Origin of the sequence: Paenibacillus sp. FSL H3-0329, assembly GCF_037963285.1 — a bacterium.
Classification (GTDB): domain Bacteria; phylum Bacillota; class Bacilli; order Paenibacillales; family Paenibacillaceae; genus Paenibacillus_AQ; species Paenibacillus_AQ odorifer.
Window position 1 is genome coordinate 2,693,990 of record NZ_CP150150.1, and the last position, 16,724, is coordinate 2,710,713.

Annotated in this window: 12 protein-coding genes; all 12 read left to right on the plus strand. The window is 46.6% G+C overall.

What is annotated here, in order from left to right; all coding sequences use genetic code 11:
* The first annotated feature begins 4 nt into the window (after nucleotides 1-4).
* The 12 genes from NSQ66_RS11605 to NSQ66_RS11660 are packed head-to-tail and all read left to right on the plus strand — an operon-like array spanning nucleotide 5 to nucleotide 16,722.
* Nucleotides 5-799, plus strand: coding sequence for an ABC-2 family transporter protein (locus NSQ66_RS11605; RefSeq protein WP_036685913.1), 795 nt, complete (start codon nucleotides 5-7; stop codon nucleotides 797-799).
* Between the two features lie 12 nt (nucleotides 800-811).
* The gene (locus tag NSQ66_RS11610; RefSeq protein WP_076141741.1) at nucleotides 812-2,293 is read left to right on the plus strand and encodes a class I adenylate-forming enzyme family protein; all 1,482 of its coding nucleotides are present in this window, start codon (nucleotides 812-814) and stop codon (nucleotides 2,291-2,293) included.
* Nucleotides 2,290-3,216 (plus strand): NAD(P)-dependent oxidoreductase, encoded by a 927-nt coding sequence (locus NSQ66_RS11615; RefSeq protein ID WP_076100699.1) that lies wholly within the window; start codon nucleotides 2,290-2,292, stop codon nucleotides 3,214-3,216. Before NSQ66_RS11610 ends, NSQ66_RS11615 begins: the two co-directional genes overlap by 4 nt.
* Nucleotides 3,213-4,409 carry a nucleotide disphospho-sugar-binding domain-containing protein gene (locus NSQ66_RS11620; RefSeq protein WP_076141740.1) on the plus strand — a complete coding sequence of 399 codons (1,197 nt, stop codon included), beginning with the start codon at nucleotides 3,213-3,215 and terminating at the stop codon, nucleotides 4,407-4,409. The genes NSQ66_RS11615 and NSQ66_RS11620 overlap by 4 nt, the downstream gene beginning before the upstream one ends.
* 3 nt (nucleotides 4,410-4,412) lie before the next feature.
* Nucleotides 4,413-5,582, plus strand: a complete 1,170-nt coding sequence (locus NSQ66_RS11625; protein WP_038570123.1) for a peptidase U32 family protein — start codon at nucleotides 4,413-4,415, stop codon at nucleotides 5,580-5,582.
* Between the two features lie 14 nt (nucleotides 5,583-5,596).
* A complete protein-coding gene (locus tag NSQ66_RS11630) occupies nucleotides 5,597-5,863 on the plus strand; it encodes an acyl carrier protein (protein ID WP_036685924.1) in 267 nt (88 codons plus the stop codon).
* A 2-nt stretch (nucleotides 5,864-5,865) separates the two neighbouring features.
* Nucleotides 5,866-7,059 (plus strand): glycosyltransferase, encoded by a 1,194-nt coding sequence (locus NSQ66_RS11635; protein WP_076141739.1) that lies wholly within the window; start codon nucleotides 5,866-5,868, stop codon nucleotides 7,057-7,059.
* 1 nt (nucleotide 7,060) lies between these two features.
* Entirely contained in the window at nucleotides 7,061-8,803 is a 1,743-nt protein-coding gene (locus NSQ66_RS11640; protein ID WP_076141738.1) for a hypothetical protein, read from the plus strand.
* Nucleotides 8,778-11,381, plus strand: coding sequence for an excinuclease ABC subunit UvrA (gene uvrA, locus NSQ66_RS11645; RefSeq protein ID WP_339279693.1), 2,604 nt, complete (start codon nucleotides 8,778-8,780; stop codon nucleotides 11,379-11,381). The genes NSQ66_RS11640 and uvrA overlap by 26 nt, the downstream gene beginning before the upstream one ends.
* Nucleotides 11,375-13,027 carry a carbamoyltransferase C-terminal domain-containing protein gene (locus NSQ66_RS11650; protein WP_036685931.1) on the plus strand — a complete coding sequence of 551 codons (1,653 nt, stop codon included), beginning with the start codon at nucleotides 11,375-11,377 and terminating at the stop codon, nucleotides 13,025-13,027. Before uvrA ends, NSQ66_RS11650 begins: the two co-directional genes overlap by 7 nt.
* A 27-nt stretch (nucleotides 13,028-13,054) precedes the next feature.
* Nucleotides 13,055-13,342: a hypothetical protein gene (locus NSQ66_RS11655; RefSeq protein ID WP_076141736.1), complete on the plus strand. Its 288-nt coding sequence runs from the start codon at nucleotides 13,055-13,057 to the stop codon at nucleotides 13,340-13,342.
* 38 nt (nucleotides 13,343-13,380) lie between these two features.
* Nucleotides 13,381-16,722, plus strand: coding sequence for a non-ribosomal peptide synthetase (locus tag NSQ66_RS11660; protein ID WP_076141735.1), 3,342 nt, complete (start codon nucleotides 13,381-13,383; stop codon nucleotides 16,720-16,722).
* Nucleotides 16,723-16,724: the final 2 nt, after the last annotated feature.

Consider the following 16,724-nt stretch of genomic DNA (forward strand, 5'->3'; position numbering starts at 1 on the left):
GAACATGCTGAGATATATGCGTTTGCTGAGATTGTTTTTCTCTACAGCGCTTCTAAAGGAAGCGTCATTCCGCGGTGACTTTCTAATCAAAATTTTGTATACCGCAATTAATTTAACCGGGACGATTGGGGGGATCGCGATCCTCTTTTCCAACACAAATTCGCTTAACAGTTGGACTTTTGCGGATACGCTGGCATTATCGGGCGTGTACTATTTTATTTTGGCAATGAAAAATCTATTTGTTGGTCCAAGCCTTGGCTCATTAGCCGGGATGGAAGGGGAGCTATGGACTGGAGGATTTGATTTAACGCTGCTCAAACCGATTGAGACCCAGTTTTATGTGAGCACGAGATACTGGTCTCCGCTTAATCTGTTTGATGTTATGGTGGGAGTAGCGGTGATGGTGCTGGGCGTTTCTCAAATGCAAGAAGCGATAGGAATATCCACTTGTCTGATGTTTGTATGGGCCATTTGCAATGCTTTACTGCTGTTGTACTCAATACTGCTGTTATTAAGCTCTTTGGCGTTTTGGTATGCCGGAAGTCCGATGTTGAGTATATTCGACAGTATCATGCAGATGGGTAGATTTCCGGTCAATGTATATCAGAAACCAATCCAATTGGCGCTTACCTGGATCGTTCCTGTCGCCTTTATCGTTTCCATTCCTGCAGAAGCATTAGTGGGCAGGGTAAGCCTGTCCTATTTATTCGGAGGCAGCTTGCTAGCTGCGGTTTTGCTAATGTTAGCCAGTGCGTTTTTTAAACGAGCAGTGAAAAAATATGCAAGTGCTTCTAGCTGAGGAGGATTCTAAGTGAACACTTCTTCCATATTGGATTTGATTTATTTCAATTGCTCGAATAATCCAGGGCTTACGGCCATTGATTATGAAGGATCAACGATCACTTATGAAGAGCTACGGCAGGAACTGGAGCACAGTAGTGAGAAGCTGGATCTCGCGGGGATCCGGCCCGGGCACAGAGTTGCCTTAGCCGTTGCAGACAAATCTGCTTTTATCATGCTGTGGCTTGCATGCTGGCATACGGGAGCCGTTCCGATCCCATTTGAACCTGTGAAGAACTTACCGGAACTGGAGAGAATGCACTCGTCAAGCCATTGTCAGTATTTAATTTGCGATCCAATTGATTCGGAGGGCAGCAGTCAGCTTGAGCTCGTACTCAGAGTACCGATGTTTATTTTTAGGACTGCAACGCTTTTTTTACAGGCAGATAAGCAGTCTGATGAAGATATTGCTTTGAATTTTTATACCTCAGGAACGACTGGACCGCCTAAATGCGTACAGTTTAGCCATCGGGCCATCTACAATAATGTAATGGCCATCTGTAGAGGGCTTGAAATTACTGCAAACGACAAGCTGTTCACACCGATTTCGCCGTGGCTGCCCGCGACGCTAACCACTGTAGTCCTACCGGCCCTCTGTGCCGGTGCTACATTAATCATGTCGAAGGGAACAATGCCTGCTAGAATTTGCGAGCAGATCAATCGCAAAGAGGTAACGATTCTTTTTGCGGTTCCCTATATGTATGCCTTGCTTAATGAGTCAGTCGTGTCATCGTCAAGTGTAGCTTGGGATAAAGTGAGACTGTGCATCAGCTGCTCTGCTCATCTGGACGCAGCGACTTTTAAGGACTTTTATAAGCTGTCGGGCAAGTCTATCCGTTCATTGTTCTGTTCATCCGAAGGTGGGGCAATTGCCTATAATCCTTCAAATGAGCAAGAACTGATCAGAGATTCGGTGGGACAGCCACATCTGGGAGTTTCTATTCGGCTGCTTGACCCGGAGGGGCACGAGGTTGCTCATGGAGAGGAAGGAGAGATATGGGTCAGCGGCGCTCATATATCGTGCGGGTATTACGGGCAGCCCGAGTTGCAGGCAGAGGTCTTTCAACAGGGTTGGGTACGTACGGGTGATCTGGGAAGGTTGGATGAGGCTGGGTATCTGTATTTGTCGGGGCGGCTTTCTGATAACATCAATGTCGGCGGACATTTGGTAAATCCGGCAGAGATTGAACAAGTCCTGCTGCTCCATAACGGCATTAAAGAAGCACTTGTATATGGTGTTTCCGATAAATACTATGGCAGCAAGCTGATTGCGGAGATCGTGCCGCTGGATGCCCAGGTATCAGCCGATGATATTATCAGATTCTGTTCAGCGAGACTTGCGGCATATAAGGTGCCGAGAGTAATCAAGTGGACGGATAACATTCCCAAGGGTCGCTATGGGAAGAAGCTGAGAAATCAGAATCAAGCAGCCAGTCACATCCTGACGCCATGAGGTTTCTTGTGACAGGTTGCAGCGGTTTTATCGGGAGCAGGTTAACAAGCAGTTTACTGGAACAGGGACATGCTGTCAGAGGGCTTGTATTGCCGAAGGAAAAAGGCGTTGGCGAAACACTTGCAGAATTGGGTATGGAACTGTGGGTAGGCGACGTTCTGAACCCTGAAACGATGGATGGCATAGGGGAGGATATTGATGTCGTCTATCATCTTGCCGGCAAACATTCTGGTTCTGTGTCCCGGATGAGGCAGCTGTATGTAGAGGGGACGCGGAATCTGCTGGACCAACTTTTGCGCAGCGGAACGTATGGCAAGTTCATTGTGGCAAGCAATGGGGCTGTATATGGAAGCGACAACGTTTGTGTGGCCGATGAATCTGCACTGTGCCATCCCGTTCATCCATTTGGAAGAATTACACTCGAAATGGAGCGGCTGGTCCAGCAATACTGCACCCATGCGAAATTTTCTTATATAATTCTCAGGATCGCTGAAGTGTACGGCCCGCTTGAGCATAATTATATCCGGCAATTAATGCGCTGCACTCAGATGCTGGGGAACGGGCGCAGTTATTCATCTAAAGTGCATATTGATGATGTTATTTCAATGATGCAGTTGGCCTGGAGTAATCTTGCTGTTCAAGAGATTTATAACGTGAGTGATGATCTTCCTCTAACACAGGAGGAATTGATAAAAGAGGTTCGGAAATATGCTCAACTGTCTGAAATACAATGGATTTCTCCTGAGGCTGTCACTGATCGTATCAGACTAAGTATACATGGTTTACGCGCCCTTTCCGTACGTATGGGAAACGAAAAGATAAAAAAGAATGCCGATGTACGGCTGGCATACCCTACTTACGCCCATGCGATTCCTTATTTAATCGAAGAAATGTCCAATAGAAGCGAGGTGAATAGTTTGTGAGTCCGCCAAGAATTATGCTTCTTCCAAGCCCCCCTAGCTCCGGTTCTGTAGGATCAGTGAGCAAAACGCTGGGCATTGCCAAGGTTCTGCAAAGCCAAGGTTGCACGGTCAGCTTTGTGATTGGCGGCAAGCTTGCTGACTTTGTCCGAGCCAACGGCTTTCAGGTTTATGACTATCCGATTCCGCTTCCTTCAGGGAATTCCGGAGATGTTCGCAGTGCTGCCGATTATGTAGAGTGGACAGGGATGGCAGAATCGGGCTTTATTCGTCAAGCGGTTGAGGCTGAACTGAAGGCGATACAGGCTTTTAAACCCAACGCCATATTTGCCGAGTCTCGTCCGAGTGCTTCCATTTCAGCTGCCGTGGCCCAGATTCCCGCTTTGATGATTGCGAGCTGGCCAAGCCATCCAGCCTTCCCGGCCAACCTACAGTATCCGGGATCTGCCAAAGCTATCGCCGCTTTTAATGAGGTGTTGGCGGATTATTCACTGGATTCTGTTTCCAATCTGGCTGAATTATTATTTTCAAGAGCAACAATTAAAATGGCACCGACACTACCGGAACTGGAGCCGGAGCTGGCTGCGTTTAAGGAGTGCGATTTCGCCGGTTACATTCTGGATTTGGAGGCAAGACAATCTTCAAATCTGCAGTGGCATCCGGACTGGCAGGGCAAGCCGCTAATTTTTATTTATTTAAGCGTTAGTGCCATTCCCCCTTTAATTTATATTGAGCTGGTCAAAGAGATCTTTGACAAGCAACCCTACCGTGTTGCCTGTTTATGCGGATTTCATTATGAGCTTAAGGTGCTTCCTGACCATACCGACAATATTCAATTCCATTGGTTTATCCCGGCTGCTGAAATTATGCCGGAAGCAGCTCTGGTAATCTTTCATGGCGGACAAGATACTATGCTTACGACAATGCTTCATGGACTTCCGAGCATAACCGTTCCCGGTCAACATTTTGAACGGGACTATAATTGTACGCAGCTCCAAAATCTTGGTCTCACTTATAAGCTACCCGTTCAAGCATTCAGACCAAGCCGTATCCGTAAGATTGTTGAGACAGCGTTGAACGATAATTTGGCTGAGCTTCGCGGGCATTATAAGTCCAAGCTGAGGACTTTAAGCGGAACTGAGAATTGCTGTGCTGCATTGATCGCACTGGCACAAAAAAATAGCTGGCAGGTGTAATTTATGAAGATATCTGTTCCATATAACGGCGATATCCAGCTTATTGACGAGCTGGGCGGATACGAATATATCAGCTGCTTCTTCGGTGGTTCTTCTCAGGAGGGCTGTGGAAGCGGAAGATCGGCTGCGGCAATGCCGATAAGTACGCGGAGCGATATTGAACAAGCGGTTAAGCGGGCCCATATGTACAACAAAGAGTTTAACTATTTGATGAACAGTTCCTGTCTCGGCAACAGGGAATATGAGGATGAAGGCTACCGACAAATTGTAGATCAAATGGATTGGGCCGCTGAAATAGGTGTGGACTGGATCACCTTAGCCAATCAGCTGCTTGTGGACATTTGCAGGAGAAGACATCCTGAGATCAAAGTGAGCTTGTCCTCCTTTGCGGTGGTCGAAAGTGTGGAACGGGCAAAATACTTTGATTCAATGGGCGTCAAAGAGATCACAGTAAGAGAAAACATAGCCAGAGATTTCAGGCTGCTTGAACGTATACAGAACAGCGTTGAATGTGAAATCCAGGTCATTGTCAATCAGACCTGTCTCTATGAATGTCCAATGCAGGTCTATCATGACAATGTAATGAGCCATGGCTCATCCAACCGTGGAACGGATAACCAAAGCTTTATGGATTATTGCTCCGTCAAATGCACTTACGAGAAATTTAATGATCCAGGGAATATCATGAAGGCGCGCTGGATCAGGCCGGAGGATTTGGCGGAATATGAGAAGATAGGCATACACCGTTTTAAGCTGACGGACCGGTCAAAATCTACTGCCTGGCTGCTGCAGGCGGCAAAAGCCTATCATGATAGGCAGTATCCGGGGAACTTGGCTGATATTTTGAACATCGTTCACACCAACCATCGCAGAACGGCCGGTGCGGTTACACGAGAAAAGGCGTTTTTTTCCCGGCAAACGCAGCAGAGCCGCCAGAGCATCCGTGCCCTGACCTTATTGGATGTTTATATTGACAATTCTAAGCTGCAAGGTTTTATTGATTTTTTCAAAGAAGTCGATTGCCGGTCACTGGATTGTGCGGTATGCGGGTATTGTGATCAATTTGCCGTTGAAGTCCTTTCGTTTCCTGATCCTTCCGCCCGGACCAAGAGCTTAAACATGCTGCAGCAGCTGGTACAAGATACGGCAGAGCGGCAACCAAAGGTTTTCTGAGAGGAGATATACGCATGCAGAACAAGGAGATTCTGGGTAAGCTGGCCGCTATTTTTTCAGAGGTCTTGAGCAAGGAGGTTACAATGGAGGAACTGGATGCGCAAGCGGATTTACTTGAAGCGTTCCATATGGATTCACTGATTGCTTTGCAGATTATCGTTAAGATTGAACAACAGCTTGGAATCGTCATTGAAGATGATGACCTGGCACTGGAACTATTAAATGATACCGGAAAATTGACGGCATATATTGAGGGACAGTCGGAAAGGGTGAGCAGCTGACGATGAATCTTTTGTTTCTTTCTGAAGGTGCTTATTTTGCCTATTATCAAGGGGCCGTCAAGGCTAACCGTGCAGTATTCGAGTCCCTGGCTGCCAGGGGACATCAATGTAGAGTAGTCCATCTGGTAGACCAGGAAGATTCTCTGTTACAGGTGGAGGAACAGCTGCAGGAGCATGGGGTAAACAATATTATTCGTTCCGCGCATAGTCTTCAGGGGACAGTAAATGGTGTAGAATGCCATTTCACCACGAGTGTTATGCTGTTATACAGAACAGCAGGGGATTTGATGAAAAAAGGCAATCCGGACGTGGTTCTTGTGAATATGGCTTACCACACCATGGTTGCTGCGGGAATAAAGCTCGTGGCTGGAAGCGCAACAAAATTGGTTGTGATTTGTCATGATGTGATCACTCTCCCTTTTGGGCCGCATAGCTGGATCGAAAATCCGCTGCTCCGACAGGAACTTGCCCAGGTCTCCGGCTTTATTGGTGACAGTGATTTCGTAGCTCATAATATCACCGAATGGGGTGGTTATACCAATGCTGTTTCGCTACGTTTCCCAATTTATGGGGATGGTATTTTTCCAACCTTTCATAATTTCAACAGAGGATACATCGCGATATGCAACCCTACAGAGATAAAGGGTTTATCCATTTTTCTGAAGCTGGCTCAAGCTTTTCCGGACTATCCTTTTGCTGCGGTAATTACATGGGGCGATTTGAAGCAGGAGGAACAATCCGCTTTACGTGCTCTGCCTAATGTGACACTGCTTGAACCGGAGCGCGAGATGAATTTGATTTTTGAACAGGTACGAGTGTGGCTTCATCCTTCCATCTGCGCTGAAGCTTTTGGGCAGACAGTAGTTGAAGCGATGCTAAGAGGTATTCCTGTTATTGCAAGCGACCAAGGCGGCCTCATGCAATCGAAATGCAAGGTTGACTATAATCTTCCGGTGACGCCGATTACGGAAACTTACAAGGATGAAGCAACAGGACATACAATGCCGGTTATTCCCGAACAGGATACTGCCATATGGGTGGAGACTTTGCAACGGCTGCTGACGGACAGGACACTCTACGAATCCATTTCTGCAGCCTCTAAAGCTGCCGCGCAGGAATTTATAACGGAGGCCCAGCCTGAAAAATTCGAACTGTATCTGGAGAATATGCTGCAATCCGAAATGTCAGCAAGGTGAGGTGAAGAGTGTGGAAAAGACATTGGATACATCCGCCATTTCCGTTACATTGCTCGACTGTCTTCATCGTGCTTTAACAACAGGAGATATTGAACTTTGGCTGGAGACCCAGTATTTCGAAGATGAAATGGAAGCTGAATCACAGCGGGCATGGTTCCATGGGTATTTACAAAAAACAGTTCCGACTTGCATAGAATTTAACGTACGAAATGTCAGAATAAGTCTTGCTGAAATTGTTGCTGCTTGTACTTTGACCTTTACTTATGAACAGTTTGACCAGCTAAAGGATGAGCATATTTATACTATGCGCTATGTTGAAGACAAAAAAGAATGGAAGGTTGTAACGATCGAGAAAAGCTGGCTACCGTTTGGTTCGGCCGAAGCCGATCTAATTCATTACGATACTTATTCCATGACTGATCTCTTCTGGTGGACCAATGAAGCGGAATTGGAGATTGTTAGAAACAGCAACGATCCTCTGCCGGCGAATTTATACGCTCGGGCAATTCCACGAAATATACGTTCCCGGGAAGTGCACTCTGAATTGGAATGTGCGGCCATTCTATCCAATATGCTGTCTTTGCGCGTAGCTGATCTGGCAGCATTGCTGTTTCAGCCAACCGCTCTAGGGACGCTGAAGTCCTTATATCATTTTGCAAGTGAAAATATCAATTTCCAGATTGAGCGGCCTGATCGTAACAGCAGCTGGTCAAGCAAATTTACTGCTCCAACGTTTAGTTATGATGAACTGTTGACCTTGGCTGAAGATCACTTTCCATTAACCGCTAATTGTACGCCGCTTATGTCATTTTATTTTGCGGTGCTCCGATTATGCGGCTTGGCGGCTTCGGATATCGTCCAGCTCCGTTTAGTTAATTACGATTGTTTGCTCGTCTCCATCACTGGAGAGGCATACCTGTTTTTCACAGACCGGATTGTTAAATTAAATGCAGGTACTTACTATTATCAGACCGAAATCAGCAAGCTGTTCAATGAGAGGGAGTATTGGTCTGCTGCCGGAAGTTCGAATTTATCAGGCCGGACGGTGGAGCGATTAAATAACTGGTTCAAGGATGGCATTGTGTTTAAATTCTCACGTCCGCTAACAACGGGAATTAGCTATATGGATGAATGCCCAATGCCCAGTTTAAAAGAATGCGCTGACCCGCTGCAACTTCATCGGTTGCTGCGTCAAACGATGCTGAGATACAGCTGCAATCTGCCGGATTCTGTATATACGTACGCCAAATATGCTTATCAGACACTATTAGTAACAAAACCGCAGGCTTATGTTCTGGCATCTATGAATAGTCCGCTTATTCGTCAGTTTCTGAGCGATTATAATACGAAACAGCATTTTTTTGAGTATGTGGATTTATTGAAGAAGAAATCCATATTTCGGGAACACGACCGACTGATGACTGCAGACCAAGTAATACGTCACGGTACCGCCGATCCGGCTTCCCTTACAGTGTTGGTGTATGTCTGGTTAAATCAAAGCCACCAGTCTCAAGGCGGGGTTTGTATAACTGATGAAGATAGCTATTGTTTTTTTGAAGGAGAAATATGGAGCGGCAAAAAACGAAAACCAGCATCAAAGATGCAAGGAAATCTGTTAGTAGCTTTTAACCATGAATCATGCTTCAGTGAGCTGATGAACATTTCTGAAGCGAAGACCGAATGGATAACATTCATACGGCAGCATATGACGATGTCTCATGAAGGAGCCGATCACATTGAATGACTGGATTAAAATTCAAGGTGCGAGAGAAAACAATCTGAAAAATATATCTCTGTCTATCCCCCGAAACAAACTAGTGGTGTTAACTGGATTGTCTGGTTCCGGCAAATCAACGCTTGCCATGAATACCTTGCAGCAGGAATGTCAGAGGCAATACATGGATTCGCTCGGTATGATAAGTGATTTTATCCACAAACCTAAGGTTGATTCTATTGAAGGGTTGTCGCCTTCCATCTGTATTGACCAGCGTCACACTAACCGAAATCCCCGGTCAACCGTTGGAACTACAACGGATTTGTACACCTTGCTTCGTATATTGTTTACCAAAAGCGGAGAAAGAGCTTGTCCTAATTGCGGAAGCCAAGTCAAGGGTTCAAGTAGTGCTGACATCTGGCAGGAAAACTATGAGTCGATCGAAACAGAGATTCATGATCTTCCTATGTCCTATTCCGATGAGGGCAAAGCCGTGTGCCCAGAGTGCAGCCATGAGCTTAGAGCATTGACCATGTCCCATTTCTCTTTCAATAAACCTGAAGGCGCATGTCCGGTTTGTATGGGCTTGGGGGTTGAACGAAAACCGAATTTACAAGAAATTTTCAATGACAGCCTCAGCTTGAAGCAGTGTGCACTTAAGGGGAGCAATCCTCATGGAGCACAGTTAATGGCCGATAATTTGGTTGCAGCCGGTAACTATTACGGATTTGTGTTTGATCCTGATAAACCCTTGAGAGATTTGGGCACGGTCGAACGGGATCTGCTGTATTTCGGTGTATACAGCCAGCGATTTATCAGGCATTTTCCTGGGAAGACCCCTCCAACTTATGCTGCAGAGGGAAGATTCGAGGGGATTCTGACCAACCTGGAACGCAGATACAAGGAACGTGGACACGAATCGGACTATCGAGAGAAGATTGAAAAATTCTTTCATCTGCAAGAGTGTTCGGATTGTCACGGTACGAAGCTGAACGCAGACAGTCGAGCGGTTACGCTAGCCGGGAAAAGTATCACCGAAGCATCTGCAATGCCGCTCTTCCATTTGCTTGGCTGGTTGCGTAAAGTGTCCGCTCAACAGCTAGGGGGAAGTCAGGATCCGCTTATGAACATCGTTTCCGAAATGGAAAAAAAGCTGGCTCGCTTGATTGAAGTGGGTGTCGGCTACTTAAGCTTGGACCGCTCCACCGTTTCTTTATCTCTGGGAGAAATGCAGAGGCTTAAGCTCGTCTCATTAATCGGAGCTAGCTTAACAGGAGTTTTATATATTCTCGATGAACCGACAATTGGCCTTCACCCGATAGATACCGAAGGTCTGCTCCGGGTGCTCCGGCAGTTGCGTGATCTTGGAAATACGGTTCTAGTTATCGAGCATGACCCGGATGTTATGCGGGCGGCCGATTACCTTATTGATATCGGACCGGGTGCGGGCAAGCAAGGGGGAGAAGTGGTTGCGGCTGGCTCCGTGCAGCAGCTGATTCAGTGCAGCAGATCATGGACCGGGCAGTATTTCGCTGGTAAAGATACGGTGGTTCTTCCTGAACAGCGCCGCAGAGGGAACGGGAAATGCATTGAGATTACAAATGCCAATCGCCATAACCTTAAGGATGTAAGTGTGAATATCCCGTTGGGCAAGCTCGTTGTGCTGACCGGGGTATCAGGGTCGGGGAAATCGACTCTTATGTTCGACGTCCTGGCTCGATCCGCACAGCTTCATTTTACCCAAAGCACCGAGACTGATGCCTATGCAGATGTTAAGGGCTGGGAGAATGTGCATAAGGTCATTAGCTTTGATCAATCCCCTATCGGTCAGACTGCAAGATCAAACGCGGCAACTTACACAGATGTGTACACGGCGATAAGGAATATTTTTGCTGCACTGCCTGAAGCGAAAATGCGTAATCTCCAGGCCAAACACTTTTCTTGCAACGTCCCCGGCGGCCGATGCGAACGCTGTCAGGGAGCAGGGCTTGTGCAAGTGAATTTGCAATTCCTACCGTCGGTTGAGACCCCATGTCCTGTATGCCGGACCAAACGATTTAAGCCGGAGATTCTGGATGTAAAGTATAAAAACCATAGCATTTCAGATGTATTGGCTTGCTCTGTAAAAGAAGGGATGGAACTGTTCGCGGATGAACCATCCGTATATAACAAGCTGGATGTGATGTGCCGTATTGGACTGGATTATTTAATTCTGGGCCAGCCGGCAACCACTTTGTCCGGCGGGGAGGCACAACGGGTAAAGTTGGCCAGAGAGCTCTCCAAAAGCAGTAGACACCACACCTTGTACTTGCTTGATGAACCAACAACAGGCCTGCATCCGCATGATGTGATTAAGCTGATTGATATGCTTGGGCAGTTGGTCGACTCGGGTAATTCTGTCGTTGTGATAGAACATAATACCGATGTCTTAGTCATGGCGGACTGGATTATTGACATGGGGCCGGAGGGAGGCCTTGAGGGGGGACAAGTCTTGGGTGAAAGCACACCAGAGAACATCGCGGAAATCAAGAATTCCAAAACAGGTCGAATTGTAAATCAGCTTCTCAATCAATATCAACAAAACTTAGAGGGGGAGTATACGTGTTAATTCTTGGTTTAAGCGGTGGGCTAGGACATGATTCAGCGGCATGTTTGGTTCATGATGGCGTTTTGGTGGCCTATGCTGAGGAGGAGCGTTTTTGCCGAAAAAAACATGCTTACGGAGAGCCCCCGGTTTTGTCGCTCCTCAATTGTCTGTCACAAGCGGGCGTTGCTTTTGAAGATATCGATCTGATTGCTTTATCATGGGACCCGCAAAAAGCGGAAGAATTGGGGATATTGGAGAAATTCAAGAAGCACCCGGTATTATCAGGCAAAAAAATGCCCACTATCATTTCGGTCAGCCACCATTTATGCCATGCGGCAAGTGCCTACTATTTATCCGGGTTCGATGATGCGGTGATTTTGGTCATGGACGGACAAGGTGACGATATTTCAACCACAGTAGCCTATGGGAAGAATGAGCATATTGAGGTTAAGCAAGAATACGGGATTTCACAATCGCTTGGATTTTTTTATTCCATCGTCAGTGATTATTTACAGCTTGGAGCATCGGGAGAAGGAAAGCTGATGGGATTAGCCTCTTATGGAGAGTCAGTCTATGACTTTTCTGTACGGTTGACGGAAGACGGGTACGAGATTCCTATCGGAGAACCTGATAGTTCGCTTGGTTTGGAGGATAAGTATAACAAGCTGACCCGAATATGGATGAAGGAAATGTATCGTAAATTCGGTGATCCTCCAAAGCGTATCTATAGCAATAATACACTGTATGGCGGGCTCAATTATACGGTCGAATACAGCAAGAAGCACAAAGATATTGCCGCATCGGCGCAGCAGGCGCTGGAAGACACTATTGTGCATCTTTGCCAGCAGACCATCCGGCAAGGCAACAGTAAAAATTTGGTGATAGGCGGAGGTGTTGCTCTCAATTGTACGACGAATGGAAGGCTGGAACGCCTCGGAATTTTCGATGAAATCTTCGTATTACCGGCAACCAATGATGCTGGGGGCTGTATCGGAGCTGCCATGATTGCCTCTAAAGAACGTTCCGTTCTCCCTGTAAAGGGCAGACTGAAGACTCCTTACTGGGGAATTTCCTATGATGACAACCATATATCGGAGGTATTAAACAAGCTTGGTTTGAAGTATAACTATTCATCCGATATTTGCCGGCAGACGGCAGAACTGATTGATAGAGGTAAAGTCATTGGCTGGTTCCAAGGCGCAGCCGAGATGGGGCCAAGGGCATTGGGCAATCGTTCCATAACAGCCAGTCCTGCAAGTTATGATTCATATGTAAAAGTCAATCAAAAAATCAAATTCAGAGAATCCTGGAGACCGCTGGCGCCAAGTATTATGGATGAACATGCGGATTGGTTGGTGGAGGAGGCGCAGTATTCGCCGTATATGCTGAAAGCCTACACAGTCAAAGAAGAGAGAAGGCAGGCTGTTCCTGCCATCGTGCATGTAGATGGATCTACCAGACCGCAAACGGTTCGAAGCGAGGTGAATCCGGTCTGGCATCAGCTTATTGCCGAGCATTATAAGTTGTCTGGAATTCCGCTGATAATGAACACATCGCTTAACACACGAGGAGAACCGGTGTGTGAGACTCCATACGACGCCATCAAAACCTTCTATACCTCCGCTATGGATGCGCTGGCGGTCGGCAATTTCTTAATCGAAAAATAATACGGGAAACGAGGGGATTTGACCGTTATGAACAGAGATGAGGAATATATCCAAGCGACAGTGATGGAACTAATCCGCAAAAATGGAGCCTTACCCTTAGTAGAGCAGAAAGAGACGCTGCAGGCTGCTGATTTGAACAGAACTTTAACCGAATGGGGAGTTAATTCGTTCCGGGCTTTATATCTTCTGTACGATTTGGAGGAGGTCTTCCGGGTTCAGATTCCAGACAACTGTCTCACTCCAGAGACCTTTGAGTCTCCCTTGACGATTATTAACTGTCTTAAAGTGTTGCTCAATGATAAGGCAATTTCCTGATGCATGATTTTTAATTCCAAGAATCGGGAGGATGAAGTATGACTCGAGGTTTATCAAATTGGGAAGCGCTGCTGCAGGCCGAGCGAATGCATAGAAGTCTCCCTCCTATCCGTGCTGATTCCGATTTAACCGATATTCCGCTGAGCGGCGCTCAGCGCAGATTATGGTTTTTGCATCAATTGAACCCTGCCAGCTCCGCTTACAATATGACGAAACAATACCGCTTGAAGGGTTGTCTGAATTATAAACACTTGACTGAATGTCTGGGTATATTGAAGGAAAGGCATCGAATTTTAGACACTGTATTTTACGAAAAAGACGGGGAGCCTTACCAAAAGACGGTTCCACAGCCCGCAGCGGTCAGGATTGAGCGGTTGGATTGTCTTGAGTCAGAGATGGAGAAACAGGCGTTGGATTGGTTGGCAATGGAGATTAATAAACCGTTCGAATTAAATGGAGGCTCTTTATTTGAGACGGTACTGGTGCAGATGAGCCCAACCGAGCATTTACTGATATTTCGTTTCCATCACAGCATTTCAGATGCGTTGTCTCTGGATATTTTTACAAATGAATTCAGGGAGATCTACAACGCTTTGGAAGAAGGCAGGGTGGCACGCTTGCCTGAATTGCCGGTACAGTATTCTGCTTATGCTGTCTGGGAACAAAAATATATTGCAAATGCCGGCAATCCAACACTAATGGATTATTGGAGCAACAAGTTAGCTTCGGCAGATACACGGCTTGATTTAAACCTTGCGGCAATGCCTGAAGCTGCTGGGCCAACCGATTCGGAGTGCAATTATGGGGGAGAGTTGCCGCAGGATGCCTATAATGAAATGCTGGATTTTATAAAACGTCACCCCGAATTCACGGTCTATAACGTTATGCTCGCAGCCTACCGGGTCCTGATGTTTAGATATACCGGTCAGTCTAACCTGATTATCGGCTCAACCATGGCTAACCGTAACCGCATTGAAGTAAGGAATCTTATCGGTTTTTTTGCCAATACTTTGCCACTCACCACCAATGTGCAGACTGAAGACAGCTTCTTTGAAGTATTGAATAAAGAGAAAGAAACAATTAATGAGGGCATTGCCTATCAACAAGTCTCTTTCGACAAGCTGGTCAGTATTATGCATCCAGATCGCAGGCCAGGGGAAAATCCGCTGTTTCAAACGATGTTTACTTATGTGCAGAGCGGCAAAACGGATTTGGAGTTATCCAACCTAACTGTTGAAGCGTTAAAGGCAGATAAAAGCTCTTCGGCCTTTGACCTGACGATTGGGCTTAATGATACCGGAAGCGGAGTGCAATTATTTTACGAATACAACAATGATAAATGGTACGCGGCCTCATTGAGGCAATTCCATTACCACTACATTAACATTCTCCAGCAGCTGCTGCAGCGACCGGAGGCTATGGTTAGCAGCCACATGTTTATGACCGCGGAAGAAATCAATAAAGTGATCTACGAATGGAATGATACTTGTACGGATTTCGGCTGTCTGGACAGCCGAAGGTTCATAAGCCAGATCAAAAAACAAGCTGCGAAGCATAGTCATCTGCGGGCTGTATTTTTGAGCGAAGAAGACAACATGAGTTATGAGGAGCTTGATCTGGCCTCAGATATGCTTGCTTCGAGGCTGATGCAATTGGGGATCGGGCGTGGCAGCCTTGTTGGGTTGGGCTTGGAGAGATCTGTTGAGCTAGTCACCTCAATTCTGGCGGTAATTAAATGCGGCGGGGCATTTATGCCGCTTGATCCACAGCTACCCTCCAAACGTCTGGCCCATATGATTTGTGAGTCATCGTGTGCACTGATCATCACCCAGGAACAATATGCGGCTCTGTTTAAACCGATGCATAAGGTGGTCCTCGTCGGGATTAGCTCTTATTCAGCTGACTTAAGGTGTGAAATTGTGCACAATGAGCCGGTCGAACCCAGCGATTTAGCCTATGTTATCTATACTTCCGGTTCAACCGGAACCCCGAAGGGCGCGATGAACAGCTATGAGGGATTATACAACCGGCTTCTTTGGATGCAGCAGCAGTTTGGTTTGGATGAGACCGATAAAGTGCTGCAGAAGACACCGCTCACTTTTGATGTGGCAGTATGGGAGCTGCTGTGGCCATTACTGCATGGAGCGGAATTGGTATTAGCCCGACCGGATAAACCGCATGATCCTGAATATATTGGGAATGTGATTGTCGAGAGGCATATTACGACGATTCATTTTGTTCCGGCGTTACTGCAGCAGTTTATGGACTCCTTTCCAATAGAAAGCTGCATTTCACTTAAAAATGTCATTTGCAGTGGAGAAGAGCTGAGTACCACATTACGTGATTCTTTTTTCTCAAAATCCGCTGCGCATTTGTTCAACTTGTACGGGCCCGCTGAGGCGGCCATTGATGTAACCTGCTGGGACTGTGCGGAGAGCCGAGGCCATTCAAGTGTTCCGATCGGCAAACCGATTTCCAATCTCCGAATTTACATTCTGGATAAATATCTTCTGCCGGTTCCCGTTGGGGTTTACGGAGAAATATGCATTGGTGGAATAGGAGTGGGCCTAGGATACATCGGAAATGAAGAGCTGACCAACCGCAGTTTTGTACCCAATCCTTACACCAGACATCCTGCTGCTGAACGTCTGTACCGCACAGGAGACATGGGCAAATTCCTCGAAGACGGCACGATTATTTATGGGGGAAGAACAGATCAACAAATCAAGCTCAACGGTGCGCGGATAGAGCTGGGTGAAATCGAGGCCGTATTTCGCCGTTACAACCGGATCAAAGAGATTCTTGTCCATCCGCTCAAGCAGAATAACGGGGGGCAGCTTATGATTGCCTATTATGTGAGCGATAAAGAGATTGCCGCTGCGGAGCTGCGAAACTATGCGAGAGCTTATTTGCCGGCCTATATGATTCCTGGCATCTTTATGAGACTTGAGAGATTTCCGTTAAATCGAAATGGTAAGGTTGATCGCCAGGCGCTTCCGCTGCCTGATGTGAGATTTAAAGAAGCGAGCAGCGCTCTACTTCCTAAAAATGAGTTTCAGGAAGAGATAGAATCTATCTGGCAAGAGTTGTTGAGTTTGGAGGGCCGTGCGATCGGCATTGCCGAGAATTTTTTTGATCTGGGCGGCCATTCGTTATTAGCTCTAAAGCTAGTTAGTATTGTCAACAAAAGATTCAATACAAACATAACCATTATGGAGTTGTACCTAGGCGAATTTACGATTGCAAGAATGGCGGACATGCTTGCTGAACCGTCCTCTGCTGCAGCCCAGGGACAGCTGACGAAATCAGTGTTATCTCAATTAGGAATGTCGTTGGAAGAAATTTTGCAAGTAGGCGAAGGAACATTAGGCCAGAGATAAAT